At 57.8% G+C, this 23,999-nt stretch carries 25 protein-coding genes and 1 other RNA gene; 8 read left to right on the forward strand and 18 right to left on the reverse strand.

The annotated features are described in order from the left end of the window. Positions 1 to 22 precede the first annotated feature (22 nt). The 3 genes from DR88_RS07360 to DR88_RS07350 form a co-directional block, all read right to left on the reverse strand. Positions 23 to 691, reverse strand: a complete 669-nt coding sequence (locus DR88_RS07360) for a fimbrial biogenesis chaperone (protein WP_004174756.1) — start codon at positions 689 to 691, stop codon at positions 23 to 25. A 41-nt stretch (positions 692 to 732) separates the two neighbouring features. Next, positions 733 to 1,281, reverse strand: coding sequence for a fimbrial protein (locus tag DR88_RS07355; RefSeq protein WP_025862109.1), 549 nt, complete (start codon positions 1,279 to 1,281; stop codon positions 733 to 735). Positions 1,282 to 1,384: 103 nt separating this feature from the next. Further along, positions 1,385 to 2,002, reverse strand: coding sequence for a LuxR C-terminal-related transcriptional regulator (locus tag DR88_RS07350; RefSeq protein WP_004218900.1), 618 nt, complete (start codon positions 2,000 to 2,002; stop codon positions 1,385 to 1,387). Between the two features lie 353 nt (positions 2,003 to 2,355). On the opposite strand from DR88_RS07350, the gene DR88_RS07345 reads away from it, so the two are divergent. After that, positions 2,356 to 3,204 (forward strand): transporter substrate-binding domain-containing protein, encoded by an 849-nt coding sequence (locus DR88_RS07345; RefSeq protein WP_004149417.1) that lies wholly within the window; start codon positions 2,356 to 2,358, stop codon positions 3,202 to 3,204. A gap of 55 nt (positions 3,205 to 3,259) precedes the next feature. Here DR88_RS07345 and DR88_RS07340 read toward each other — a convergent pair whose 3' ends face one another. From DR88_RS07340 to speB, 9 genes are all read right to left on the reverse strand, one after another. Next, positions 3,260 to 3,880, reverse strand: a complete 621-nt coding sequence (locus tag DR88_RS07340) for a hypothetical protein (RefSeq protein ID WP_004145700.1) — start codon at positions 3,878 to 3,880, stop codon at positions 3,260 to 3,262. Positions 3,881 to 4,035: 155 nt separating this feature from the next. Beyond that, positions 4,036 to 4,830 carry an SDR family NAD(P)-dependent oxidoreductase gene (locus DR88_RS07335; RefSeq protein ID WP_032443963.1) on the reverse strand — a complete coding sequence of 265 codons (795 nt, stop codon included), beginning with the start codon at positions 4,828 to 4,830 and terminating at the stop codon, positions 4,036 to 4,038. Positions 4,831 to 4,890: 60 nt separating this feature from the next. Beyond that, positions 4,891 to 5,823 carry a 2-hydroxyacid dehydrogenase gene (locus DR88_RS07330; RefSeq protein WP_004149414.1) on the reverse strand — a complete coding sequence of 311 codons (933 nt, stop codon included), beginning with the start codon at positions 5,821 to 5,823 and terminating at the stop codon, positions 4,891 to 4,893. Positions 5,824 to 5,828: 5 nt separating this feature from the next. Further along, positions 5,829 to 6,557, reverse strand: coding sequence for a class II aldolase/adducin family protein (locus tag DR88_RS07325; protein ID WP_004180964.1), 729 nt, complete (start codon positions 6,555 to 6,557; stop codon positions 5,829 to 5,831). Continuing rightward, positions 6,558 to 8,078, reverse strand: a complete 1,521-nt coding sequence (locus DR88_RS07320; RefSeq protein WP_025861939.1) for an amino acid ABC transporter permease/ATP-binding protein — start codon at positions 8,076 to 8,078, stop codon at positions 6,558 to 6,560. It lies immediately after the preceding gene. Positions 8,079 to 8,108: 30 nt separating this feature from the next. After that, a complete protein-coding gene (locus DR88_RS07315) occupies positions 8,109 to 8,912 on the reverse strand; it encodes an ABC transporter substrate-binding protein (RefSeq protein ID WP_004151025.1) in 804 nt (267 codons plus the stop codon). A 19-nt stretch (positions 8,913 to 8,931) separates the two neighbouring features. Further along, a complete protein-coding gene (locus DR88_RS07310; RefSeq protein WP_004145695.1) occupies positions 8,932 to 9,999 on the reverse strand; it encodes an isopenicillin N synthase family dioxygenase in 1,068 nt (355 codons plus the stop codon). Beyond that, positions 9,996 to 10,859, reverse strand: a complete 864-nt coding sequence (locus DR88_RS07305) for a sugar phosphate isomerase/epimerase family protein (protein ID WP_004174773.1) — start codon at positions 10,857 to 10,859, stop codon at positions 9,996 to 9,998. Before DR88_RS07305 ends, DR88_RS07310 begins: the two co-directional genes overlap by 4 nt. A 10-nt stretch (positions 10,860 to 10,869) precedes the next feature. After that, a complete protein-coding gene (gene speB, locus DR88_RS07300) occupies positions 10,870 to 11,820 on the reverse strand; it encodes an agmatinase (RefSeq protein WP_004145693.1) in 951 nt (316 codons plus the stop codon). A gap of 115 nt (positions 11,821 to 11,935) precedes the next feature. On the opposite strand from speB, the gene DR88_RS07295 reads away from it, so the two are divergent. Beyond that, positions 11,936 to 12,847, forward strand: a complete 912-nt coding sequence (locus DR88_RS07295; protein WP_002914199.1) for a LysR family transcriptional regulator — start codon at positions 11,936 to 11,938, stop codon at positions 12,845 to 12,847. A 413-nt stretch (positions 12,848 to 13,260) separates the two neighbouring features. Next, complete coding sequence (gene oqxR / locus DR88_RS07290; RefSeq protein ID WP_000888203.1) at positions 13,261 to 13,740, forward strand: efflux pump transcriptional repressor OqxR; 480 nt, start codon at positions 13,261 to 13,263, stop codon at positions 13,738 to 13,740. A 69-nt stretch (positions 13,741 to 13,809) separates the two neighbouring features. Here oqxR and DR88_RS07285 read toward each other — a convergent pair whose 3' ends face one another. Together DR88_RS07285 and DR88_RS07280 are read right to left on the reverse strand one after the other, a co-directional pair. Then, the gene (locus tag DR88_RS07285; protein ID WP_004149399.1) at positions 13,810 to 16,962 is read right to left on the reverse strand and encodes a multidrug efflux RND transporter permease subunit OqxB19; all 3,153 of its coding nucleotides are present in this window, start codon (positions 16,960 to 16,962) and stop codon (positions 13,810 to 13,812) included. 23 nt (positions 16,963 to 16,985) lie between these two features. Next, on the reverse strand, positions 16,986 to 18,161 hold the full coding sequence (locus DR88_RS07280; protein WP_004149398.1) for a multidrug efflux RND transporter periplasmic adaptor subunit OqxA10: 1,176 nt from the start codon (positions 18,159 to 18,161) through the stop codon (positions 16,986 to 16,988). A 333-nt stretch (positions 18,162 to 18,494) separates the two neighbouring features. On the opposite strand from DR88_RS07280, the gene rarA reads away from it, so the two are divergent. Further along, positions 18,495 to 18,857, forward strand: coding sequence for an efflux pump transcriptional regulator RarA (rarA, locus tag DR88_RS07275; protein WP_024264608.1), 363 nt, complete (start codon positions 18,495 to 18,497; stop codon positions 18,855 to 18,857). Positions 18,858 to 18,867: 10 nt separating this feature from the next. On the opposite strand, the gene DR88_RS07270 is transcribed toward rarA, so the two are convergent. Then, positions 18,868 to 19,440 carry a flavin reductase family protein gene (locus tag DR88_RS07270; RefSeq protein ID WP_025861941.1) on the reverse strand — a complete coding sequence of 191 codons (573 nt, stop codon included), beginning with the start codon at positions 19,438 to 19,440 and terminating at the stop codon, positions 18,868 to 18,870. Positions 19,441 to 19,651: 211 nt separating this feature from the next. Here DR88_RS07270 and DR88_RS07265 point away from each other — a divergent pair, with 211 nt between their 5' ends. Both DR88_RS07265 and DR88_RS07260 read left to right on the forward strand, forming a co-directional pair. Next, positions 19,652 to 20,536: a LysR family transcriptional regulator gene (locus tag DR88_RS07265; RefSeq protein ID WP_004185288.1), complete on the forward strand. Its 885-nt coding sequence runs from the start codon at positions 19,652 to 19,654 to the stop codon at positions 20,534 to 20,536. 124 nt (positions 20,537 to 20,660) lie between these two features. Continuing rightward, positions 20,661 to 21,461, forward strand: coding sequence for a hypothetical protein (locus DR88_RS07260; protein WP_025861942.1), 801 nt, complete (start codon positions 20,661 to 20,663; stop codon positions 21,459 to 21,461). A gap of 270 nt (positions 21,462 to 21,731) precedes the next feature. Here the strand turns inward: DR88_RS07260 and ssrA are convergent. Together ssrA and smpB are read right to left on the reverse strand one after the other, a co-directional pair. Further along, positions 21,732 to 22,094: a transfer-messenger RNA gene (gene ssrA / locus DR88_RS27425) on the reverse strand. A gap of 144 nt (positions 22,095 to 22,238) precedes the next feature. Beyond that, the gene (smpB, locus tag DR88_RS07255) at positions 22,239 to 22,721 is read right to left on the reverse strand and encodes an SsrA-binding protein SmpB (protein ID WP_002914164.1); all 483 of its coding nucleotides are present in this window, start codon (positions 22,719 to 22,721) and stop codon (positions 22,239 to 22,241) included. 149 nt (positions 22,722 to 22,870) lie between these two features. On the opposite strand from smpB, the gene DR88_RS07250 reads away from it, so the two are divergent. After that, on the forward strand, positions 22,871 to 23,308 hold the full coding sequence (locus DR88_RS07250; RefSeq protein ID WP_004174798.1) for a type II toxin-antitoxin system RatA family toxin: 438 nt from the start codon (positions 22,871 to 22,873) through the stop codon (positions 23,306 to 23,308). Further along, positions 23,298 to 23,588, forward strand: coding sequence for an RnfH family protein (locus DR88_RS07245; protein ID WP_004145682.1), 291 nt, complete (start codon positions 23,298 to 23,300; stop codon positions 23,586 to 23,588). Before DR88_RS07250 ends, DR88_RS07245 begins: the two co-directional genes overlap by 11 nt. Before the next feature lie 66 nt (positions 23,589 to 23,654). Here DR88_RS07245 and bamE read toward each other — a convergent pair whose 3' ends face one another. Beyond that, the gene (bamE, locus tag DR88_RS07240) at positions 23,655 to 23,996 is read right to left on the reverse strand and encodes an outer membrane protein assembly factor BamE (protein ID WP_002914160.1); all 342 of its coding nucleotides are present in this window, start codon (positions 23,994 to 23,996) and stop codon (positions 23,655 to 23,657) included. Positions 23,997 to 23,999: the final 3 nt, after the last annotated feature.

Genomic DNA, 23,999 nt, shown 5'->3' on the forward strand with positions numbered 1-23,999 from the left:
TCTCCCTAAAGAGGTGCGACGTTTATTTTTTTATTGGAATATCAACAACGGCGCCGTAATCATTAATATATTTCATTTTATGCAAGCGCTGCATGCTGGCGATATTGACAGCGTGGTGACTGTACGGCAGCAACATAAAGTTTTTCAGAGGATAGATTTTGCCTTTGTTGTCGATCGCCTCGGCATTAATAACCGTAATATGCAGTGGACTGTTGTTAGTAAAAGATAACGTGTTAGCGCTTTGCTGCCACTGCAGATTTTCAACGGCTTTGGGCAGCGATGTGGCAATCCCCTGCGGGCGATAAAATAGTTTTAATCGGGTGCGAATCGCGAACTGCAGGATATTATTTCCCTCAGGCGCAGGAGGGACCTCCTGAATATTCACCCAAAACAGACTTTCCCTGTCGGCAGGAAGACCGGTTCCTGAGTAAATAAAGCGCAGTTGTGCCGATTGCTCGGGGCGTAATTTGACCAGGGGCGGCGTGGCCACAATGGGTAAGCCGCTGCTGGGGGTCTCCGGACCCGTATCAAGCCAGGTCTGGACGATATAGTTTTTGCTGCTTCGGTTGTTAATTTTCAGACTGGCCGATTTATCTTTGCCCGAATAAATAACCCGTGAGGCATCGATGGTAATGGCCGCCTGGGTCTGAAAAGCCAAAGCGCCTATGATCACTGCCAGCAGCGTTTTCATATGTTACCCCTTATCCGCGTCGTGCCGTCCCTGGCCAGGTGTTATTCCTGCATAATGGTAAACCTGGCGGTCGCATTGCCGTCGCCAGCTTCGGCGTTGTCTTTATCCCAGGTATAGTAGTAGGCTTTCAGGTTGAAGGTACCGGTGCCATCGGCATTGACCGTAATACGCGGGTCGACGTTGGGATCGAAAGGTTTATCGAGCGTGACCGGGGTATTATTGCGGTCGGTTAGCTTAATGCCGACTTTTTTAGCTGTAGGATTACCCGCATCGAGAGCCAGTACGTTAGTGATAGGCGCCTCGTTGGCTGAAGCACCGTCGAGCACAATATAGTACGTGCCCTCGTCACAATCTTTGACGCTAATATTGACCCCAACTTCTGGCCCGGTGCCATTGGTATCATTTTTTAATTTAGACAGCGGAACAGCGCCCATCTTAACTTCAATGAGACCCTTCTCATTGCCGCTTGCCAGTTTGCAACTTGAGTTGACAATTGTACCTGAAAAATACAGCGTACCGTCCGCCGCGGCGGCATAGTGTGAGGTCAAGCCGACGAGTGCCATTGCCAGGCAAAGTGATTTCATTTTCATAGCCAATTCCTTCTGTTGTGACCCAGGGAAGCTAATAGCCAGGCATACTCATTGACGCTGCATAAGCCGTTAGCTCTGTTGTTGTGATAGCCATAAAGCGAACTTATCCCCCCTCCAGGGAGTGCAGGAAATGATACAGGCCTGCAATATTGCGTACATTGAGTTTCTGGTAGATGTTTCTCCGATAGTGACTGATCATCATATTGCTAAGGTCGGTGGCCTGAGCAATTTTCTTATTATTTAAACCTGAGATGATATAGGGGAGAAGAGAGTCCTCCTGTTTCGTAAGTTTAATATTGACACAACTGTCCAGCGAGCTAATTGATTTTCTGAACACTTTAATACAGCGGTGATCAGACGCATTCTGTAAGTATTTCTGCAGCCGTTGGGTAACATCTATATAATCAAGCACGATCGTCGAAATAGAGTTTATAATAATGTTTTCGACTGGATCGGCAAGAATCTCACTTTTAACGACAAAAACGATATCGCCATGAATGATCTTTTTTTTACGATAGAGCAGTGCGGCTAGTTGTTGAATGTCCGGGTGGCTATAGTCCACGATAATGGTTCTGGCTATGGTTAGACTTTTATCATTCACGTCAGAAATATTATCCAGAAACAATGTTTGACTATACCGACGTTGAGCACTCATGGTCATGTTAACCAGAGACCGGATGCCGTTAATAAAAAATTTATTGGCGGAAATGATAATAATCATAATGTATTTCCTTATACACTGCTTCTGTAACCAAGTATTACTGCTGGAGAGGAGGGGAGTAAATAAGATGATAAGCAGGATCATTAGAAAAATCCTAACGAAAGTTGTTGCATGAAGTGTTTTTACTTATTAATCAGGAGGTTATAATTTAATATTCAACTATTAACGCATAAGAGGAAGGTAAAAAAAAAGATAATAAATAATATATTAAACGTATGGCCAGGAATAAAATATGAATGCGCTGCGGGGCATTTTACTGAAAGTCAAAACAACCAGCAAGCTCACAGCGAGAAAGAGGATTAATTAACGTTTTGCCCCACGTCGGGTTGTATGTCCCGGTGTTTAAAAATAGGATGAATGCCCTGGCTCGCGCGGCGGATACTGTGACTGATGCGGCCGGTCACTCTGGCATGAAAAACGATAACTTTAAGGATGGCGAAATGAGACTGACGGTGGGGCTGGCGCTGACGCTGGCGATAATGACCTGCGGCGCCCAGGCGCGCGATATGCAATCCATCGAGCACAGCGGTGAACTGAAGGTGGGCGTGCCGGGCGATTACGCGCCGCTGGCGTTTCGCAATGCCGCCGGCGAACTGCAGGGCTATGACGTGGACATGGCCCGCGATCTCGGGCGCACGCTCGGACTCAAGGTGAGCTTCGTCTACACCAGCTGGCCCGCGCTCGCCGCCGATCTGCAGGCGGACAAGTTTGATATTGCGATGGGTGGGGTTACCGAGACCCCGGCGCGGGCGCAAGCCTTCGCCCTCAGCCATCCGGTGGTGGCGAACGGAAAAATCGCCTTAGCCAACTGCCAGGCCGCCCCGCGGCTCGGTTCGCTGGAAAAAATTGACCGTCCGGACGTGAAAGTGATCGTCAACCCTGGCGGCACAAACCAGAGTTTTGTCGATGAACACATCAAGCAGGCGCAAATTATTCGCGTGCAGAACAATGTCGATAACCTGCAGGCGCTGCGGCAGAAAACGGCCGATATGATGGTGACCGATCTGATTGAAGGCGACTATTACCAGAGCAAAGAGCCCGGCGTGTTCTGCGTTGCCAACGAAACGCCATTCGCCGGCACCGCCAGCAACAAGGTGTATATGATGAGTAAAGATAACCCGGCGCTGCTGAAGAAAGTGAATCAGTGGCTGGATAGCCAGGACAAAGAGGTTCTCAAACGGAAGTGGAAAATTCGCGGTTAACCGTGGACGATAGCCACCGCCGGCAGATATGTCCGGCGGTGGCTATCGTCCACGGTTAGCGCTGCGGCGACAGCGCCTGTCGCGCCAGACCGCGAAAGTAGCAGGCGTAGCCCAGGGTGGCGGTCAGACACAGCATATAGCCAAACGACTCGCTGCCTTCCTCGACCGTATTTTTTACCACCCGGGCGTAGTTCTCTTCCAGCACGGCGTACCACAGGCCGTGCATGCCAAACAGCCGCGAGAAGACCAGAATCGCCAGCAGGCCGCTAATCATCATCCCGTAATACGGGGTGCGGGTATACTCCGCCAGCTGCGACAGGGTCTGACGCAGATGGCGCAACGGCAACAGCAGCGACCCCGCGGTGGCCAGCAGGGCAAACCACACCCAGCTGCCGTGGGAGAGTAAATCAAACAGGCCATCCAGTTCGCGGATCAGCATGGCGAGAAAGAAGCCGCCGATGAGGATATTGCTATAGCGCAAGTGGGCATATTTCCGCGCCAGCAGCAGATGAACCAGCACGATAACGGCCAGCACGCTCTCCTGGACCACTTCGGTGAGCGACACCTCCGGGATGTCGTTGCCAAACACCCGAATATCTACCCACAGGCAGAGTACCGCGAGGGCGGCCGCGACCGCCGCGCCGAAAAAGAAAAGCAAGCTTCGTAACAGAGACATTAACACCACAACTTATGCTTAAAACAAATATCATAAGTTCTGGGAATACATGTTCCTGTTCACTTTGTGCGACTTTGCGGCTGTTTTTTAACATTTTGCGCTTTTTAGCGCCCGGGAAGGCGGCAGGGGAGGGGGCTCCCCTGCATAAAGGGGATTCAGAGAATATCATCCACCACGCCGCCATCGACGCGCAGCGCGGCGCCGGAGGTGGCTGACGCCTGCGGCGAGCAGACGTAGACCACCATATTGGCGACCTCTGCCACCGAGGCCGCCCGCTGGATCACCGAGCTCGGACGATGGGTCATAACAAACGCTTTCGCCAGTTCCTCCAGCGACTGGCCGGTTTTCGCCACGTCGTCTTTCAGCATCTCGGCAAAGCCGTCGGAAATCGTCGGCCCCGGCAGTACGCTGTTAACGGTCACTCCGCTGCCGGCGACATATTTCGCCAGGCCGCGGGCCAGCGACAGCTGCGCGGTCTTGGTGACGCCATAATGGATCATGTCCGCCGGGATATTGCGCGCCGATTCTGAGGAGATAAACACCACCCGCCCCCAGCCTTTACTGACCATCGCCGGGAGCAGCCCCCGTGACAGGCGTACGCCGGACATGACGTTGGTCTGCCAGTAGTTGTCCCATGTCGCGTCGTCGGTGGCGTAGAAATCCTGCGGGCCATAGATCCCGGCGTTATTGACCAGAATATCGACGCCGTTCACCGCCCGCAGCAGCTGCGCTGCGCCGTCGGCGTCGCTGAGGTCGGCGATGGCGGGTCGCGCCTTCGCGCCCGACACCTCATTTTGCAGACGAGCGATGGCGGCGTTCACGCTCTGCTCACTGCGCCCGTTAAGGATGATCTCTGCGCCGCTCTCCGCCAGGCCTTTGGCGATGGCGAAGCCAATACCCGCCGTGGAGGCGGTGACCAGCGCGACTTTTCCCGCTAAATCAATTTTCATGTTCCTGCCTTCTGGTTGTGGATCTCCTATTAAGCGTAGCAGCGGCGATATAGCCGGGGATCAGTAACCGGCGTGCTTATTGACCAGGTTCTTCAGCGGCAGCCCGCGGCGCTGGCGCTGAATGTTCTCCAGCAGCTGGCGGGCGATCACCTCGGCAGAGGCCGCAGAGGCCATATGTGGGGTGATGACCACCTGCGGATGGCGCCACAGCGGATCGTCCGCCGGCAATGGCTCCTGCGGGAAGACGTCGAGCACCGCCCCGGCGAGCTGGCCGCTCTCCAGCGCCGCCAGCACATCCTCATTGACCATATGCTCCCCGCGGCCGCAATTGATCAACACCGCCCCGGCGGGTAGCCGGCTGAACAGCGGCGCGGCGAGGATACCCCGGGTCTGCGCGGTGAGCGGCAGGAGGTTAATCAGCCCGTCAAGCGACCCAAGAAAGTGGTCGAGCGCCTCCTCGCCGCGATAGCAGGTGACGCCAGCCAGCTGCTTTTCACTGCGCGACCAGCCGGAGACCCGATAGCCGAGGCGGGCCAGCTGGTCGGCGATATAGCCGCCAATTTCGCCGAGCCCCATAATGCCGATATGGAAGTCGGCGGCGGCGCGCTGGGGATAGAGCTTCCAGGTTTGGGTTCGCTGGTGGGCCAGCGCCCGGTCGAAATGGCGCTGAAACCACAGGACGCTCCACAGGGCATATTCGAACATGCCGTGGCGAAAATCTTCATCGATCACCCGGCACAGCGGGATCTCGCTGGCGAACAGCGCGGGCGGCAGATGATCGACCCCGGCGGACGCGGCCTGGATCAGCTTCAGCCCCGGCGAACGGGTCAACAGCTGCGGGTCCGGGAACCAGCAGCTGGCGTACTGGGCGTCGCGCGCCGCCTGGTTATGGGGCAGAAGCGCCGTGACGTCGGGAAACTGCTGCAGGGCGGCGCAGATATCGCGGGCGAAATCCGCGTCGTTACAATCCACCACGATAGTGATATCAGACATAGGCGTTAGTCTTTGTAAGAGGTATCGAGACGGTCAAGACGGCGCAGCCACGCCTGCCAGACCTGTTGACGTTCATGCTCCACGCCCATCAGCTGCTCGCAGGCGTGCTGGCTGAGGTGCGGAGCGATGGTGTGGATCGGGCTGAGGGCCGCCAGCTGGGCGGCGGCCATCTGGATCTCGCAGGCGCGGTTCAGGTAGTACATGATGTAAAACGCGTCAGCCACGGTGCGGCCCACCGACAGCAGGCCGTGGCTCTGCAGGATCATGGCGATATTATTCCCCAGCGAGCGCTGGATGCGCGCCCGTTCGTCGAGGTCAAAGGCCACCCCTTCATAGGGATGGTAGCCGACGCGCTGGTAAAATTCGGTGCTGATCTGGTTGAGCTGCAGCAGGCCGTCCTCGCAGGCGGCCACCGCCATTCCCGGCAGCGTATGGGTGTGGATCACGCAGTGGGCGTCTTCCCGGGCCATATGCACCGCGCTATGGATGGTAAAGCCCGCCGAGTTAGCCGGCGCGTCGCCCGCTACGACCTTGCCCTGCATATCCACTACGATCAGGTTGCTGGCGGTGACTTCGTCAAACATCATGCCGAAGGGATTAATTAAAAAACGCGGCTCGCCGTCGCCGGGCAGGCGCACGGAGAAGTGAGTGTAGAGGGTATCCTCCCAGCCGAACAGCGCCGCCAGCCGGTAGGCGGCGGCCAGCTGCTGGCGCAGGTGTTGCTCAGTTGCCATTTAGCGTACTCCCATAAATTCACGGATTCGTTGCAGAGAAGGCGCCTCCAGCGGGCTGCGGATCACCTGCGGGGCGATATCGGCCTGCACCACGCCGTTCTCCATCAGCACCACGCGGTCGGAAATCGACAGGGCGAAGTCCATCTCGTGAGTGACAATCAGCATGGTCATACCTTCGCGGGCCAGCGACTGAATGACCTTCAGCACTTCGCCTACCAGCTCGGGATCCAGCGCCGAGGTCGGTTCGTCAAACAGCATGATGTCCGGCTTCAGCGCCAGCGCCCGGGCGATCGCCACGCGCTGCTGCTGGCCGCCGGAGAGCTGTCCGGGGTACTTGTGGGCATGGGCCAGCAGGCCGACGCGGTCGAGCAGCGCCAGGGCCTGCTCGCGGGCGACCGGCTGGTCCAGCAGCTGGTGATAGCGCGGGGCCAGCATCACGTTGTCGAGCACCGTGCGGTGGGGGAACAGGTTGAAGCTCTGGAAGACCATGCCGATGCGCCGTACCCCGGCGCGCATCTGGCGTTTGTCGACGATGGCTCCGCCCTTAAGATAGTCCTCGCCGTAGAGAATGATCTCCCCGCCATCAAGGCTTTCGAGGGCGTTGATGGTGCGGATCAGGGTGGTTTTGCCGGAGCCGGACGGGCCGATGATGCTGATCACCTCCCCGTTCTCCACCTGCAGATCGATGCCTTTCAGCACCTCATGCTGCCCCCAGGATTTGCGAATGCCCCGCAGATCGAGCGCCGGCGGCGCGCCGTTGACGGCCGGGGTGTTGCTCTCTTCGCTCAGCGCCGGCAGGCTCTGGCGCAGCGCCTGGCATTCCGCCTCGCTGAGGGTTTGCGGACGCTTACGCTGAATATCGAGACGATTTTCCAGCGCCCGGAACAGCCAGGTGAAGACGGTAACCACCATCACGTAGTACACCGCTACCGCCAGCAGGGTCTCCATCACAAGGAAATTCTGCGCATACAAGCGCTGGCCGGTGAGCAGCAGCTCGGGTAAGGAGACCACCGACAGAATCGAGCTCAGCTTAATGATGGTGATGTATTCATTGATCAGCGTCGGTAGCGAGATGCGAAACGCCTGAGGGATCACAATCAGCCGCTGGATGCCGATAAAGCTGAAGCTCAGCGCATGGCCTGCCTCGCTCTGCCCCTTGGCCACCGACAGCAGCCCGCCGCGGTGGATCTCCGCCATATAGGCCGCCTCGGTGACGGTCATCGACACCAGCCCGGCGATAAACGGCACCCCGAGCAGCGGCTGGGTCACCGGAAACAACTGCGGCAGGTTGTAGACAAACACCAGCAGCACCATCAGCGGCACGCTGCGAAAAAACCAGATATAGAGTTCGACGGGGATCTTGACCCAGCGCGGCGCCGAGAGCTTCCCGCAGGCTAACAGAAAACCGACCACCAGGCCGATCCCCCAGGACAAGGTGCTGATTACGATGACGGTCACGCACGCCTGCCAGAATGCCCCAATGCTAAACAATGAAAAAAAGTATCCCCAATCGAACGCCATACTGACTCCTGTTGCGCAGTGCTTATTGTCTTAATCGATGCTTTCTAAGTTGTATTTTTTGATCAACGCGGCATATTGGCCGTTGGCCTTCAGCGTGGCCAGGGTGGCCTTGATCGCCTCCGCCAGCTCGGTGTTGCCTTTGGCTACGTAGATCCCCAGCGGCAGCGGGTAGACCAGGCGCGTAGAGCTTATCGCCAGGCGGCCGCGGCTCTTGTCGACAATGATCTGCGCTGCCGGGGCAATCTCAAGCTGAGCGCCGATGTTCTTCGACAGCAGCGCCTGGGAGGCTTCCGGCGCCGTCGGGAACTCCTGAATGGTGATGGCCGGTTTGCCGTTTTTCAGGCACCACTCATCGGAGTGTTTTTTCAGGCTGGTCACCCAGGTGGTGCCCGCCTGCAGACCGACCTTCACACCGCACAGCTCATCTTCGGTTTTCGGCTGCACCGCGCCGCCCTTCAGGGCGATGATCGACGCGCCGGAGAGGGCGTAAGGGATGGCGTCGGCCTGTTTCTGGCGCTCCGGCGTCACGTACATCCCGGAGATCACCGCGTCATATTTCTTGCCGATGCCGAGGATCAGGCTGGTGAACTTGGTGTCGATCAGCTGCGGTTTGGCCTGCAGATGTTGGGCGATCAGCGCGGCAAACTCCGGGTCGAGACCGACGATATTGTTATTGCTGTCATAGGACTCAAACGGCGGGTAGGTGACCTCCATTCCCACCTTAAAGACGCCCTCGGTCAGCAGTTCCGCCGCCTGGGTGACAGGGGAGAAACAGGCGCTGACGGCAAGGGTAAGCGCGACATGGCGCGAGATTTTTTTCAGGGTGCTAGTCATCATGGATCCTCACGGGTGGTTAGGGGTTTTTTTGCTGAGCCTGTTTTTTCAAATGGCCAAACGTATTGGTGCCGCGCGCGCGCTCCGGTAGCTGAAGTTCACCGCGATTGACCTTTTCGCGCAGGTAGCGATAGGTTTGCAGGGCCTGGCTCCACATATGCTCCCCGATGCTGAGCTCCTGATATTCACCGGCTTCGCCGGCGGCGAGAAAGGTCGGCAGCGGGCGGATCAGCGTGTGGTAATCGCAGGCGAAAAACAGCGGGAAGGAGTACCGCTCCTGCGGCACTTTGCGCACCCGGTGGGCTGTAGCAACAAATGTGCCAGCGCTGAGCACTTCCAACATGTCGCCGATATTGATCACGAACGCCTCTTCTCCTGCGGCGTTTTTGACGGGAGGTGCATCGATCCACACGCTTTCTTCATTGAGAACTTCAAGGCCGGGCTGGTCAGCGAGCAGCAGGGTGAAGCACTCATAGTCGGTGTGTGCACCAATTCCGGGAACATCTTCGACGCTGGCGTCGAACGGGTAATGGATCAGCCGCAGCTTAGCCGGCGGGCAGGTCACCATCGGTTTGAAATACCCTTCCGGCAGGCCGAGCGCGAGGGCGAAAGCGTCGAACAGACGGTGGCCGAGGGCGAAAACCGCGTCGTAGTAGGCCAGCACCCGCGCGCGGAAATCCGGCAGATCGGGCCACTCGTTGGCGCCGATCAGCGGCGTACCGGCGAGCACCAGCGGATGGTCATCCGCTGCCTGGAAGCCGATATCGAAAGCCTCTTTATGGTCCGGCTTGCCGGAGCCGTAGATCTCTTCTCCTTCCGGAACGTAGCCCTTATGGCTTTTGGAGTGGCCGATGTAATAGTTCATCTTCTCCTCCATCGGCAGGGCGAAGATCTGCTTCGCCGCCTCGCGGACGCCGGCGATCAGCGCCGGGTCGATGCCGTGGCCGGTGATGTAGAAAAAGCCCACCTCGCGCGCCGCGCGGCCGATGGCGTCGGCCACCGCCTGACGCCTGGCGAGGTCATCGCCGGCCAGATCGCGGATATCGATGGTCGGGAGTTCAGTAAAAGCGTGCTTCACGGCGGTCATGGCTGCGGTTCCTGTTCAGTGAGCGATAAAAACTGCTGAAAGTGGGCCTGCTGGCGCGTAGCCATCCAGGCGTTGAGCGACCAGAGATCGGCCACCGGAACGTTGGTGAACGGCAGATGGTGCAGATAGCCGTCGGCGCCAAACTCCGGGGTCAGCGTGGTCTGCGGGTAGCCGCGCTGGCGCTGCGAACGCCAGATTTGTTGCCAGAAGCGCTCGGCAAAAGCCAGCGCCGGCTGATACTCAGGCGCCGCCGGGTGCGGCACCTGCGGCCCCTGGTCGTAGCCCACCCGAGCCTGCACGTGATGCACGCGGTCGATAAAGGCGCTGAAGTCATCGCTGGGGTCATCCAGCAGGCGCTCGCTGACCACCACCCAGTGGCTGATGTCGGCGGTAAAGCGCAGCTGGGGGAGCTGCTGAATGATCTCCAGGGTGAGCCACGGGCTGTACAGCGAGGTGGCGCGATGGGTTTCAAAGCTGCAGGTCAAACCAAACCCGGCGGCCAGCTCGTGCGCCTTGCCGAGAAAATCGACCTGCTGCGCCAGCGGCCAGCGATCGTTGCCCGCCAGCAGATTGACAAAGCGCGGGTTGAGGCCGCTGGCCTCGGCGAAGCGGGTCTGCAGGCGCGCCAGATGCTGCTCGGGCGTTTCATGCTGGGCGGGGAGCACCCCGCCGCCACTGAAAAGAATGGCGATATACTCCAGCCCCGACGCCTGCAGGCGGTCGGCGAGCTGCCGCCGCTCGGCCACCGTTAACGGCACGCGGGCTTCGATACCGCAGCAGCCGACGCGCTGCAGTTCATCCAGCGTTTGCGGCCAGGGGGTCGTCACTCCCCAGAGGGTGCGAAAGCATTTCAGCTCCATGGCGGCTTCCTCAGGCGTACTTCACGCCGGGCAGGACGCAGAGCATCTCGTACAGCAGGTTGGCCGCCAGCTGGGAGGTATTACCGCTCACGTCGTAGGGGGGCGAGACCTCGACCAGATCGGCGCCAATCAGGTTCAGGCCGCGGCAGCCGCGGACGATCTCCAGCGCCTGAATGGAGGTCAGACCGCCAACTTCCGGCGTCCCGGTTCCCGGAGCCCAAATGGGATCGAGGCTATCGATATCAAAGCTGAGATACACCGGCCCGTCGCCCATCTGCTGGCGGACTTCGGCCATCAGCGGCGCCAGCGAGGTATGCCAGCACTGCTCCGCCTGCACCAGGCGAAAGCCCTGGTCAACGCCCCACTGGAAGTCGCCGGCGGCATAGCCCTGGGCGCGCTGGCCAATCTGCACCACCCGTTTGAGGTCGAGCAGTCCCTCCTCTACGGCGCGGCGGAAGGTGGTGCCGTGGGCGATTTTCTCTCCGAACATCTCATCATTGGTGTCGGTATGGGCATCGACGTGGATGAGCCCCACCGGACCATGTTTTTTGGTCAGCGCCCGCAGGATCGGCAGGGTAATGGTGTGGTCCCCGCCGAGGGTCAGCGGGATCAGCGGATAACTATTCAAACCGGTGTAGTAATCTTCGATAATTTGCACCGATTTGAGCAGGCTGTAGGTATTGATCGGCACATCGCCGATGTCGGCCACCGACAGCGAGTCGAACGGCGCGGCGCCGGTCGCCATATTGTACGGACGGATCATCACCGATTCGGCGCGAATATAGCGTGGTCCGTAGCGCGTGCCCGAGCGCTGCGAGGTGCCGATATCCAGCGGAATGCCGACAAACGCCGCGTCAAGTCCCTGTAAATCTTCGATAAACGGCAGGCGCATCATTGTGGCACGGCCGGCGAAGCGTGGCATCTCATTGCCACCCTGCGGTTGGTGAAAGAGGTTATCCATGTCTGCTCCTGAATCTGACGGATGAAACGTAACAGGAGAGATAGTGCGCAACCCGCGCTGGACTTTACATCGTCTGGCGTAAATACTCAGTTCATTTATTGGTGAACTAAACACGATGCATCACGACGCCAGCCTCAATATTCGCCAGCTGCAGGTTTTCGAGGCGGTGGCCCGCCTGGAGAGCTATAGCCGGGCCCAGCAGGAGCTGGGCATTTCGGTCTCCGCCATCAGTAATGCGATGTCGCAGCTGGAGGGACAGCTCGGCTTCACCCTCTGCCAGCGTGGGCGCGGCGGCTTTTCTCTGACCGAGAAAGGCCAGCAGTTTTTACAGCAGGCGATCCGCGTGCTGAGCGAACTCAATGAGCTGGAGCGGCAGTCGGCGCTGCTCAAAGGGGAGCACAGCGGCACCCTGTGCATCTCGACGCTCGACTCCATCGAGACCGAAACGGCGCTCTCGCTGCCGGTGGTTCTGCGCAGCTTCAGCGACAAATTTCCCCATGTGCATATCAAACTGATTATCCGCACCCCGGCGGAGCAACTGAACGGCGTGCTGAACAACCATATCGACCTGGCCATCGGCAGCTACAACTCGCAGGTGCATAACATCATCAGCGAGCCGCTGTACCGTGAACAGCACTGGCTCTACTGCAGCGATCTGCACCCGATGTTCTTCAGCCGCCAGCTCGATAAAGAGCAGATCAGCCAGTGCCCGCTGGTGACCCGCAGCTACTGGAACACCAGCGATCTCCGCCGTCGGGGCTTCAGCAAAGGGAGCGCCACCGTCGAGACCGTCGACGCCCAGCTGCTGCTGATCCTCTCGGGGAAATATATTGGCTATCTGCCGGAGCATTACGCCTGGCCGTGGATCAAAGAGAACCGCCTGCGGGTGCTGCTGCCCAACGAGTTTGGCTTTCAGTCGCCGTTCTCGGCCATCTGTAAGCGCGGGCGCAGCAATGAGCCCTATCTGAAAGCGTTCCGCGACCTGCTGAAGAAAAATACGGTGGCGCGGCCGAAGTGGAATTATTAAGCGGGGTAGGGGCTTCCCTCCGCCGGGGTGGTGATTTTCGCGCTTAGCGCGCTGCCCGGCGGGGGCATGTCCCCTGTTCAAAAAACGAACGGCCGCCGGTAGCCCGCCCGGGCTGCGGCTGCCAGGCAACTGCCTCCAGGTTATCCACAGGGTTAGGCGCCGCTGGTGTGGACAGGTCGCGGGGCGACAGGGCGCGGCTAGCGGAACAAAGGATGCCGTTTGCGTTAAATAAAACGGTACGAAGGGGAATCTGTGTTTGCCCCGCCTTTGCCCGTGAAATCAGAAAATTTACTTCGCAGGCTAACCGCAGATTGCTTCAAAAAAATTCCCGTATTTGTTATATTGTTGTTCATTGATTATTCACCTCTGCGGTGCCAAAAAGAACAAGATTCACCGCAACCCAGGACACTGCCATGTTAGATTACCGCTTCCCGACAGCTTTGCAGATGGTTCTCAGCGTAGCAATGGCGGAGCAGATGGGTGAACGTTCGACGAGTGCGATTCTGGCCTACGGCCTGGAAGCGAACCCGAGCTTTATCCGTAAACTAATGGTTCCGCTAACTCGTGACGGCATTATCGTCTCCACGCTTGGCCGCAACGGCTCAATTCATCTTGGCCGTCCGGCGGACAAGATCACCCTGCGTGATATCTATCTTTCGGTTATCGAAGATAAAAAACTGTGGGCGTCGCGTCCTGACGTCCCGGCCCGCTGCGTGGTCAGCGCCAACGCCTGCTGGTACTTCAAATCGGTTGCCGATGAAGCAGAGCAGGCTTCGTTAAACGTCCTCGCTCGCCATACCGTGGCCAGCGCGCTGGAGGCGGTCAAAAACGCCGATACCAGCGGCTGCGACCCGGTGCCGGAAATGATCGCCCGCTTTAAAAAAGCGCATTAATCATTTTCTGGTGACGAAAAAAAACCGCCTTTAACTTGTGAAGGCGGTTTTTTTGTTAACTGCTGCAGGCTAGGCGGGCAGATCCTCCTGGACCGGCTTCCTGCGGGTCACCAGTTTCCGCAGCGTCACGTAAAACACCGGCGTCAGGAACAGACCGAAGAGCGTCACGCCCAGCATCCCGGAGAACACCGTGATCCCGGTGACGCCGCGGACTTCCGCCCCCGCGCCGTGGCCGAGGATCAGCGGAATGGTCCCGGCGATAAAGGCGATGGAGGTCATCACGATCGGGCGCAGACGCAGGCGGCACGCCTCCAGCGCGGCTTCCATGATGCCTTTCCCCTGGATCTCCAACTCGCGGGCAAACTCGACGATCAGAATGGCGTTTTTACAGGCCAGGCCCATCAGGACCACCAGACCCACCTGCACGAAGACGTTGTTATCGCCCCCGGTCAGCCAGACGCCAAACAGCGCGGAGAGCATCGTCATCGGTACGATAAGGATCACCGCCAGCGGCAGTGTCCAGCTTTCATACAGCGCGGCCAGCACGAGGAACGCCAGCAGCACCGCCACCGGGAAGACGATCAGCGCCGTGTTGCCCTGGGTGGCCTGCTGGAAGCTGAGATCCGTCCACTCAATATTCATCCCATTCGGCAGGATCTGCTTCGACAGCTCCTCCAGATGCGTCATCGCCTGCGAAGAAGAGAGGACCCGCGGATCGGCATCGCCAATCAGGTCCGCCGCCGGATAACCGTTGTAGCGGATCACCGGATCCGGCCCGTAGGTGGTACTGATATTCACCATACTGCCGATCGGTACCATTTCGCCCTGATTATTGCGGGTGCGCAGGTTGGCGATATCTTCCACGCTCTCGCGGTATGGTCCGTCAGCCTGGGCCATCACGCGCCAGGTACGCCCGAACTGGTTAAAGTCATTGACATAAGACGAGCCGAGATAGGTCTGCAGCGTACCGAATAGCTCGGTTAGCGATACCCCCTGCGCTTTCGCCTTATCGCGATCGACCTGCACGTCCAGCTGCGGCACGTTAGCCTGGTAAGTCGAGATCGGGAAGTGCATCCCCGGCGTCTGCATAATCGCCCCGGACATCGCATTCACCGCGCTTTGCAGCGCGCCATAGCCCAGCCCTCCGCGATCCTGGATGTACAGGGAGTAGCCGGAACCCTGACCCAGTCCTAAAATCGGCGGCGGCAGGATGGAGAAGCCAAAGCCCTGCTGGATTTGCGCGATTTTGGCGTTGATCTCCGCGTTAATTTCCGCCGCCGTGTGTTTGCGCTGGTCGAACGGTTTCAGGCCAAAAAAGACCGTCCCGGTATTCGGCGTGTTGGTGAACTGCAGCGCGTTAAGCCCCGGGAAAGCGACCGCATAGTCGACCCCTTCGGTATTCATCCCGATCTCGCTCATTTTGCGGATCACCGCGTCGGTGCGCGCCAGCGACGACCCTTCCGGCATCTTCACGCCGCCAATGAGATACAGCTTATCCTGGGTGGGAATAAACCCGCCGGGGACGACTTTAAACATCACCCCAGCGGCGCAGAGCAGCAGCAGATACACCGCAAACACCGCGCCACGGCGTCCGAGGGTTTTGCTCACCAGCCCCTGATAGCCGTTCGAGCTGCGCAGGAAAAAGCGGTTAAACGGACGGAAAATCCAGCCAAACAGACGATCGATCAGCCGGGTAGGGAGGTCTTTCTTCGCGCCGTGAGGCTTTAACAGCAGGGCCGCCAGCGCCGGGGAGAGCGTCAGCGAGTTGATGGCCGAGATCACCGTCGAGATGGCGATGGTCACCGCGAACTGTTTGTAGAACTGGCCGGTGACCCCGGAGAGAAACGCCATCGGCACGAACACCGCACACAGCACCAGCGCAATGGCGATAATCGGCCCGGAGACCTCACGCATCGCCTGATGCGCCGCGGCAAGCGGCGCAAGCCCCTCTTCGATATTACGCTCGACGTTCTCCACCACCACGATGGCGTCGTCCACCACGATACCGATAGCCAGTACCAGCCCGAACAGGCTCAGGGTATTCAGCGAGAAGCCCAGCAGATAGAGAATGCTGAAGGTACCCACCACCGATACCGGCACCGCGATCAGCGGGATAATCGACGCGCGCCAGGTCTGCAGGAACAGGATCACTACCAGCACCACCAGCACTACCGCCTCCAGCAGCGTCTGCACCACCGCGCGGATGGAGTCGCGGACGAAAACCGTCGGGTCGTACGGCGCCGCCCATTGCATATCTTCCGGGAAGCGGGTGGCCAGCTCGGCCATTTTGGCGCGTACCGCGTTCGACAGATCGATGGCGTTAGCGCCTGGTGACTGGAAGATACCGATCCCGACCGCATCCTTATTGTTGAGCTGGGAGCGCAGCGCATAGCTACCGGAACCCATCTCGATGCGCGCCACGTCGCGCAGGCGGACCAGCGAGCCGTCCTGCGCCGTTTTCAGAATGATATTGCCAAACTCTTCTTCGGTATGCAGACGGCCCTGGGCGTTAATGGAGATCAGGAAATCGCTCTCCTGCGGCAGCGGCTCGGCGCCAAGCTGTCCGGCAGACACCTGAACGTTTTGCTCCTGCATCGCCGTCACCACATCCGAAGCCGTCAGACCGCGGGCCGCGACCTTATTGGGATCCAGCCAGACGCGCATCGCATATTCACCGGAGCCAAAAATCTGGATCTGGCCGACGCCGGGCAGGCGCGCCAGCTCATCCTTCACTTTCAGCGTGGCGTAGTTGCGCATATACAGCGAGTCGTACTTCCCGTTTGGCGAAAACAGATGCACCACCAGGGTCAGCGTCGGAGACTGCTTCTGGGTGGTGATCCCCAGACGGCGTACATCCTCCGGCAGACGCGCTTCGGCCTGCGCGACGCGGTTCTGCACCTGAACCTGCGCCTGATCCGGGTCGGTACCCGGGCGGAAGGTGACGGTGGTGACCAGCACGCCGTCGGAGCCGGCGACCGATTTCATGTACATCATGTTTTCAACGCCGTTGATCGCTTCCTCCAGCGGCGTCGCCACGGTCTCGGCAATCACTTTCGGGTTGGCGCCGGGATACTCCGCGCGCACCTGGACGCTCGGCGGGACGACGTCCGGATATTCGCTCACCGGCAGCAGTGGGATAGCGATTAACCCGGTGATAAAAATTAAAATCGACAGCACCGCGGCGAAAATCGGCCTGTCGATAAAAAAGCGGGAAAAGTCCATGTCTTGGATTCTCTGATTAGGGATCAGTTAAGGGTGGCGCTGGAGGTCATGGCAACGGTTTTGGCGTTAACCGGCATACCCGGCATAAACACTTTTTGTAAGCCGTCGACGATGACGCTATCCCCAGGATTCAACCCCTTCTGAACGATGCGTAAACCGTCTGCCAGCCGCCCTGGGATAATGTCGCGGCGCTGTGCTTTACCATCTTTATCAACGATATAGACGTATTTACGATCCTGATCGGTCAGTACCGCTTTGTCGTCGATCAGCGTGGCTTTGAACTCTGCGCTGCCCGGCAGACGCACGCGGGCAAACAGCCCCGGTGTGAACAGACGCTGCGAGTTATCCAGCAGCGCACGCATGCGGATGGTGCCGGTACTCGGCGTTAACTGATTATCGAGAAAATCCACTTTGCCCTGGTGGGGGTAACCTTCCTCGCCAACCAGGCCAATCTCCACCGGGAGCGCCTGATTATCGCTGGACGCGCCTTGCCCGCGGCGGGCGAGGTTTTGATAGTGGAGGTAGGTTGACTCGTCGACGTCAAAGTAGACGTACACCGTCTTCTGCGAGACCAGGGTGGTGAGCACGCTGGCGGTGTCGCCCGCGGTGACCAGGTTACCGCTGGTGATCAGCGCCCGGCTGGCGCGGCCATCAATAGGGGCGGTCACTTTGGTGAAGTCGAGGTTAAGCTGCGCGGCATCCACCGCCGCCTGCGCGGCGCGAATGTCGGCCTGCGCCTGAACCGCGGCTGACCGGCGCTGCTCCCACTCTTCACGGGAGACGAGGTTGGTATGGACTAATTTATCGGTGCGGTTCGCCTCGCTTTGCGCCAGGCTGGCCTGCGTTTTGGCTCTTGCCAACGCCGCCTGCGCCTGCTCCAGCGCGGCGCGATAGGTTCTGTCATCTATCGTGAACAGCACCTGGCCCTTTTTCACCTCCTGGCCGTCGGTGTAATTCACTTTATCAATGTATCCCGAGACGCGAGGGCGAAGCTGAACGCTCTCCACCGCTTCAATGCGACCGTTAAAACTATCCCACTGACTGATCGACTTCACCAGCACCTTAGCGGCGCTGACCGTCGGGGCGGGAGGCGCAGCGTTTTGCGCGACGCTGTCGTCGCAGCCGACGAGCAGAAAGGAGAGCATCATCGCGCCGAGCGCGGTCAGGTGAATGTTTCCCCAGGTTTTTTGCAGGCTCATTATTTTTATTCCGGTAAATGTAGCCGCCGGGCAAGACGCAGCGTGAGAAGCCGCGCCACTTCCTTTGTCCGGGCTGGCTTAAGGCCATTTGTGTCGATCATCGCCACAAAACTGTAACAATTTCGAATACACTATCGCGGCGATTGTAGGAAGGCGCTTAACTAAGTGCAAGAATAATTGTTGCACTTTATGTGCGGTCCAGGGGGAGATAAAAAACCGCGATCCCGGCGTGGATTTAAATGTAACAATAAAACTTGCATTTTGTGTAAAAACAGGCCACCTTTAAATGCAACTGACAAAGATGCTTTTAACCGGCCGCGAGGGGGTAACATGATGAACACTGGCGCCATCATTCAGGATCTGATCGACTGGATCGACAACCATCTTGATAGCCGTCTGGATATTGACACCGTTGCCCGACGAGCCGGCTATTCGAAGTGGCACCTGCAGCGGATCTTCAAAGAACATACCGGGCAGCCCCTCGGAGAATATATTCGGGCGCAAAAGCTGCAAAAGTCGATCGAACGCTTAGCCCACAGCAACGAGCCGATCCTGAACGTGGCGATTGCCCTCGGCTTTGACTCCCAGCAGTCCTTCAACCGCAGCTTCAAGCGCCAGTACGGCCAGGCGCCCGGCGTCTGGCGCCGGAGTATCAGCCGCTCTGTTGCGCAGACATCTCGTCAGCGATCCGCATGACCGGGGAGGGTCAGTCCTGACCCGGCCCATGATCGAATTTGCTGCCTTTGCCGATGGCATAGAACTGCCCGCCTGCGACATAGTGAACGGTCCGTAGCTCGTCCGGCGCATCATCAAAGATCCAGTGTCCGTTGCGGAATACCCGGTTATCGCTCCAGGCGGCGACGATATCGCCCATAAACAGATTGTGTTGCTGCTGAATGTCCGGGTAGGGCATCACTTTGCACACCAGCCAGCCCGCACAGCCTGCCACAAGAGGAAGATCAAATTCCGGCTGATAAAAGAAGGGGATGGTGTCATTTTTATCCGGCGCGTCGGCATAGCTGCGCCCGCCAGCGTAGAGGACGGTTGCCATCTGGCTGACTACGGGGATCTGCACCACGAAATAGCCGCTCTTTTCCACCAGCTGACGAGTGAAAGCCTGGGTGCCAATATAGGCCACCACTTTTCGCTCGCCTGCCAGCCCAACCCAGGCGGCTGACATGACATTTTCGACGCCATCATATTTTGCGGAAATCATGGTGGTGGACCCGACCTGCAATAAACGATAGGCCTTACTTATTTCGACAGGCTGAACGGACATGGTTTTTCCTTTGTGCATGCTATTTAACGTAATGATTATCTGGATATTTATTGAGGGCATGTTCATTTTCGGGCCCCCTTTCGTAATCCACCGTGCAACGATACGCCAGGCGATTAAGCGTAAAAAGGTGCGTAAATTGTTTTCATTATTCATAATCCACGAATAATCATGCCGTCTGTCGGTAAGCTGCTCGCTACAGGAGAGAAAGTAGGTGGATCGTATTCAGGCTATGCAGATGTTTATGCGCGTCGCGGAGGCAGGAAGCTTCGTGCGTGCCGCGGAAACCCTTTCCCTGCCGGCCTCCACTGTCACCAGTACCATTAAAAACCTTGAAAAATACCTGAAGGTACGGCTGCTGAACCGGACCACAAGGCGGGTGAGCCTTACCCCGGAAGGGATGCAGTATCTGGCGCAGTGCCGGGAAATTCTCGCCCTCATCGAACATAGTGAATCCACCCTGAGCGAGTCTGTCGCGCGGCCTCAGGGGCGCCTGCGGGTTGATATGCCCGCGGGCATCGCGCATTTCATCGTCATGCCGCATCTGCCGGACTTTTACCGGCGCTATCCCGATATCTACCTGATGATCGGCGTCAGCGATCGCCAGGTCGATCTCATTCAGGAAGGCGTCGACTGCGTGATACGAACGGGAGAGCTGAACAACTCCAGCCTGGTGGCCCGCCCTCTGGGCCGCTTTCGCTGGGTGACCTGCGCGTCACCGGACTATCTTCGGGAATATGGTGTGCCGCCGTCACCGGAGGCGCTCACTCAGCACCGGGCTGTGCATTATTTCTCCGGTCAGGCGAGGCGGGCCGATGAGTTCCGCTTCGTCCGCCATGGCGAGACCTTTTCTGTACCCGTCAGCGGCAACGCCGCGGTGAATGAAACGGGGCTCTATATAAAAATGTGCCTGGCAGGATTTGGGCTGGCGCAGCTGGCGGAGAATATCGTTGCTGACCACCTGCAGGAGGGGAGACTGGTGGAAGTGCTGACGGACTGGCAGCCGCCCCCGGTACCCGTCACATTGCTCTATCCGCACCAGCGCTTTCTCTCTCCCGCCGTGCGGGCGTTTGCTGAGTGGATGAGCGAGGTGGTTTGAGGGGAGTATTGCTTGCATTTAGCGCTTCACGATGGAGGGTAGGGTTCCAGCAGAAATATCTGGTCTGCTGATGAATCACTCGATATTCTGTATTGCTTTGTCTTTTTTGTGAACAGGAAAAAGTATGCTTAATACGCTACCCGATTTACACAGAAGTTTTGCAGAGCAACTGAAGCTTAAATTACAGTCTGATTCGCGGATCCACTCCCTTCTCGCCGGCGGCTCGTTTATCCATGGCGGGTTTGATCAATACTCCGATCTGGATTTCGTGGTGGTGATCGACCCTCTCTATTATGACGAAATCATGGCTCAGCGTATGGCGTTCGCCGGAACGCTCGGCCATCTGCTACATGCTTTCACCGGGGAACACGTCGGTGAGCCTCGCCTGCTGATCTGCCTGTTTGGCCCGGAACTTCTGCATGTCGATCTGAAATTTATCACCCTGGACATGCTCACTCAGCGCGTTGAGGAGCCTGCCGTGATATTTACCCGTGATAACGATGCTCTCAAGCGACAGCTGGCAAAATTTAGCGCGCACTGGCCGAACATGACGCCGGAGTGGTTTGAGTCCCGGGCCTGGATCTGGCTGCATTATGCCGTGGTTAAACTGGGCAGGGGGGAACTCTTCGAAGCGCTGGGGATGCTGTCTTTCTTCCGGGAACAAGTGCTGGGACCGATGCTGTTTCGTCGCGCCAATCTACCGCAACGCGGCGTTCGTCGAATAGAAGCCCTCGGCATTGATCCCGATGGCCTTCTGACTTCCACTCTGGCAACACACGATCGTCACTCCGTCGGGATTGCCATTCGAGGGGCTGCTGACGCTTATGTCAACCTGCGGGCTGATGCGCTGCCTAACAATATCGCAGACGATGCGGCGCGTCGGGCGGTCCTTGCCATGCTGGACGCGTATTCTCACAAGGGGTAAATCTATCCCTCCGGCCGCGGACGCGGCCGGAGGGTGAAAGGTGTCGTTGGTGGTCTAATTCTGAGAGGGATGGGTTGCCGGGTAATTGGTAACGCGAAAACAACAGAGCTTTTCGTTGGGCCTATCAATGGGCCTAAAAGGTTCGGATTTCATGAGTTCTCTTCAGACGTCGTGGGGCAAATTGCAGGCACAAAAAAGCCCGCAGGGCTTGCGCCGTGCGGGCTTTCAGGACTTCATCGGATGACTCTGGTAATCACCGATGGAGAATTTTGGTGGAGCTGGCGGGAGTTGAACCCGCGTCCGAAATTCCTACATCCTCGGCACTACATGCTTAGTCAGTCTTTACATTCGCTTGCCAGCTGCGGACAGACACGCCACTAACAAACTAGCCTGATTAGATTTAACGCTTCAACCCCAGGCAGGGCATCCACGCGATCTCTTTTGGGTTTGACCTCTCTTTGATCCCCGTCTTAAGAGCGGAAGCTAGGGAGAGAGGGCTCAGAGCAGGTTATTAAGCTGCTAAAGCGTAGTTTTCGTCGTTTGCGACTATTTTTTGCGGCTTTTTACGAGGCCAACCGCCCCTCGGCATGCACCTTGGGTTTCGCAAATCCCGTCGAATCCAGAATCAGCCCCAATGTGTAGGTCAAGTATAACAGATTTGTGAATGTCGTTACCAGCCCCATAACGAAGGATTCTTTCAGCAGGGGTGGACGAAAAAGCAGCATCAACAAGGATATAGCGTAAGGGCCAGCGAGAGCTGGCCCTCAGGGGAGGGGGTTAGCGTCCGGCGTGCTTCATAATACGCGCCTTATCCAGCGCCCATTCACGATCTTTCAGATCGGTACGCTTGTCATGCTGTTTCTTACCTTTGGCGACGCCGATTTTCACTTTGCACCAGGCATTCTTCCAGTACAGCGACAGGGCGACGACGGTGTAACCTTCGCGGTTAATGCGGCCGTACAGCGTGTCCAGCTCACGCTGGTTGAGCAGCAGCTTACGGGTGCGCGTCGGGTCGCAGACATAGTGGGTGGAAGCCACGGCCATGGGCGTAAAGTTGGCGCCGAACAGGAAGGCCTCGCCATCCTTCAGGATGACATAGCTATCGCCGATGTTGGCTTTACCTGCACGCAGGGATTTGACCTCCCAGCCCTGCAGGGCGAGACCAGCCTCGTATTCATCTTCGATAAAGTATTCGTGACGGGCGCGTTTATTCAGCGCAATGGTGGCTGATCCAGGTTTGTGGGCTTTTTTCTTAGTCATAATGTCCTGAAGTCATCGTCTTATACACAGTTACCTCGATCGCATCCTGCGAGGTGTACTGCGCATCTTAGCACGAGTTGCGGCACAGCGTTTTTTTTAGCAGCAGATAAATGATATTATTTGCACTGTGTTTAAATGTGGAACCTGCTATGCCTCAGATTAGCCGTACTGCGCTGGTGCCTTTCAGCGCGGAACAGATGTATCAACTGGTAAACGATGTGAAGTCCTATCCTGATTTTCTGCCAGGCTGCACCGGTAGCCGCGTGCTGGAATTGGGGCCGACGCAAATGACGGCGGCGGTTGATGTGTCCAAAGCCGGCATCAGTAAGACCTTCACCACACGCAATACACTGACCAGCAACCAGAGCATTTTGATGAGCCTGGTGGATGGCCCGTTCAAGAAGCTGATTGGCGGCTGGAAGTTTATTCCGCTGAGCCCCGAGGCCTGCAAAATAGAATTCCATCTCGATTTTGAGTTTACCAATAAACTGATTGAGATGGCTTTTGGCCGGATCTTCAAAGAGCTGGCCGCTAACATGGTGCAGGCGTTCACTTCGCGCGCCAAAGAGGTTTACAGTGCCGGCTAATATTCGTGTTGAAGTCGCCTACGCGCTGCCTGAAAAGCAGTATCTGCAGCGGGTCACGCTGGACGAGGGGGCGACGGTCGAGCAGGCGATTATCGCCAGCGGTCTGCTGGCGCTGCGTGATGACATTGATCTGGCGAAAAACAAGCTGGGTATCTACAGTCGTCCGGTAAAGCTGCATGACGAAGTTCACGACGGCGACCGGGTCGAAATCTATCGACCGCTGATCGCAGACCCGAAAGAGCTGCGTCGCCAGCGGGCAGAGAAAAGCGCCGCAAAGTAACCTGCAGCAGACCGGCTATCAGCCATAAAAAAAGCGCTCACCGAGCGCTTTTTGCTTTTCCGGGCCTTACTGACTGGTCAGCGCAGGCTTGTTATCAATGTTAGTCAACACACCGCCGCTGTTGAAGGTCAGGGTCAGGGTCTGCTGAGTCACTTTCTGGTGGCCCGGCTCCTGACGGAAGACATAGAACCAGGTATTGGTGCCGAACGGATCCGTCATCATTGGCGTCCCCAGAGCATAAGCTACCTGCTGTTGCGTCATACCGACACGAATTTTTGCTACATCGTTTGGTGCCAGATAGTTACCCTGGTTGATGTCAGGACGGTAAACCACTCGTTCCAGAGTGGAACAGCCTGCGGTCAACATAAGAAGAACCGCTGCGGCAGCAGTCAGCGTTTTACAGCGCATAGT

It is taken from the genome of Klebsiella pneumoniae (assembly GCF_000742135.1).
Lineage (GTDB): Bacteria > Pseudomonadota > Gammaproteobacteria > Enterobacterales > Enterobacteriaceae > Klebsiella > Klebsiella pneumoniae.

What these genes read in the sequence shown, in the direction of transcription:
- DR88_RS07360 (WP_004174756.1), bottom strand. Translation starts at nt 691, where the DNA reads ATGAAAACGCTGCTGGCAGTGATCATAGGCGCTTTGGCTTTTCAGACC.
- DR88_RS07355 (WP_025862109.1), bottom strand. Translation starts at nt 1,281, where the DNA reads ATGAAAATGAAATCACTTTGCCTGGCAATGGCACTCGTCGGCTTGACC.
- DR88_RS07350 (WP_004218900.1), bottom strand. Translation starts at nt 2,002, where the DNA reads ATGATTATTATCATTTCCGCCAATAAATTTTTTATTAACGGCATCCGG.
- DR88_RS07345 (WP_004149417.1), top strand. Translation starts at nt 2,356, where the DNA reads ATGAATGCCCTGGCTCGCGCGGCGGATACTGTGACTGATGCGGCCGGT.
- DR88_RS07340 (WP_004145700.1), bottom strand. Translation starts at nt 3,880, where the DNA reads ATGTCTCTGTTACGAAGCTTGCTTTTCTTTTTCGGCGCGGCGGTCGCG.
- DR88_RS07335 (WP_032443963.1), bottom strand. Translation starts at nt 4,830, where the DNA reads ATGAAAATTGATTTAGCGGGAAAAGTCGCGCTGGTCACCGCCTCCACG.
- DR88_RS07330 (WP_004149414.1), bottom strand. Translation starts at nt 5,823, where the DNA reads ATGTCTGATATCACTATCGTGGTGGATTGTAACGACGCGGATTTCGCC.
- DR88_RS07325 (WP_004180964.1), bottom strand. Translation starts at nt 6,557, where the DNA reads ATGGCAACTGAGCAACACCTGCGCCAGCAGCTGGCCGCCGCCTACCGG.
- DR88_RS07320 (WP_025861939.1), bottom strand. Translation starts at nt 8,078, where the DNA reads ATGGCGTTCGATTGGGGATACTTTTTTTCATTGTTTAGCATTGGGGCA.
- DR88_RS07315 (WP_004151025.1), bottom strand. Translation starts at nt 8,912, where the DNA reads ATGACTAGCACCCTGAAAAAAATCTCGCGCCATGTCGCGCTTACCCTT.
- DR88_RS07310 (WP_004145695.1), bottom strand. Translation starts at nt 9,999, where the DNA reads ATGACCGCCGTGAAGCACGCTTTTACTGAACTCCCGACCATCGATATC.
- DR88_RS07305 (WP_004174773.1), bottom strand. Translation starts at nt 10,859, where the DNA reads ATGGAGCTGAAATGCTTTCGCACCCTCTGGGGAGTGACGACCCCCTGG.
- speB (WP_004145693.1), bottom strand. Translation starts at nt 11,820, where the DNA reads ATGGATAACCTCTTTCACCAACCGCAGGGTGGCAATGAGATGCCACGC.
- DR88_RS07295 (WP_002914199.1), top strand. Translation starts at nt 11,936, where the DNA reads ATGCATCACGACGCCAGCCTCAATATTCGCCAGCTGCAGGTTTTCGAG.
- oqxR (WP_000888203.1), top strand. Translation starts at nt 13,261, where the DNA reads ATGTTAGATTACCGCTTCCCGACAGCTTTGCAGATGGTTCTCAGCGTA.
- DR88_RS07285 (WP_004149399.1), bottom strand. Translation starts at nt 16,962, where the DNA reads ATGGACTTTTCCCGCTTTTTTATCGACAGGCCGATTTTCGCCGCGGTG.
- DR88_RS07280 (WP_004149398.1), bottom strand. Translation starts at nt 18,161, where the DNA reads ATGAGCCTGCAAAAAACCTGGGGAAACATTCACCTGACCGCGCTCGGC.
- rarA (WP_024264608.1), top strand. Translation starts at nt 18,495, where the DNA reads ATGAACACTGGCGCCATCATTCAGGATCTGATCGACTGGATCGACAAC.
- DR88_RS07270 (WP_025861941.1), bottom strand. Translation starts at nt 19,440, where the DNA reads ATGTCCGTTCAGCCTGTCGAAATAAGTAAGGCCTATCGTTTATTGCAG.
- DR88_RS07260 (WP_025861942.1), top strand. Translation starts at nt 20,661, where the DNA reads ATGCTTAATACGCTACCCGATTTACACAGAAGTTTTGCAGAGCAACTG.
- smpB (WP_002914164.1), bottom strand. Translation starts at nt 22,721, where the DNA reads ATGACTAAGAAAAAAGCCCACAAACCTGGATCAGCCACCATTGCGCTG.
- DR88_RS07250 (WP_004174798.1), top strand. Translation starts at nt 22,871, where the DNA reads ATGCCTCAGATTAGCCGTACTGCGCTGGTGCCTTTCAGCGCGGAACAG.
- bamE (WP_002914160.1), bottom strand. Translation starts at nt 23,996, where the DNA reads ATGCGCTGTAAAACGCTGACTGCTGCCGCAGCGGTTCTTCTTATGTTG.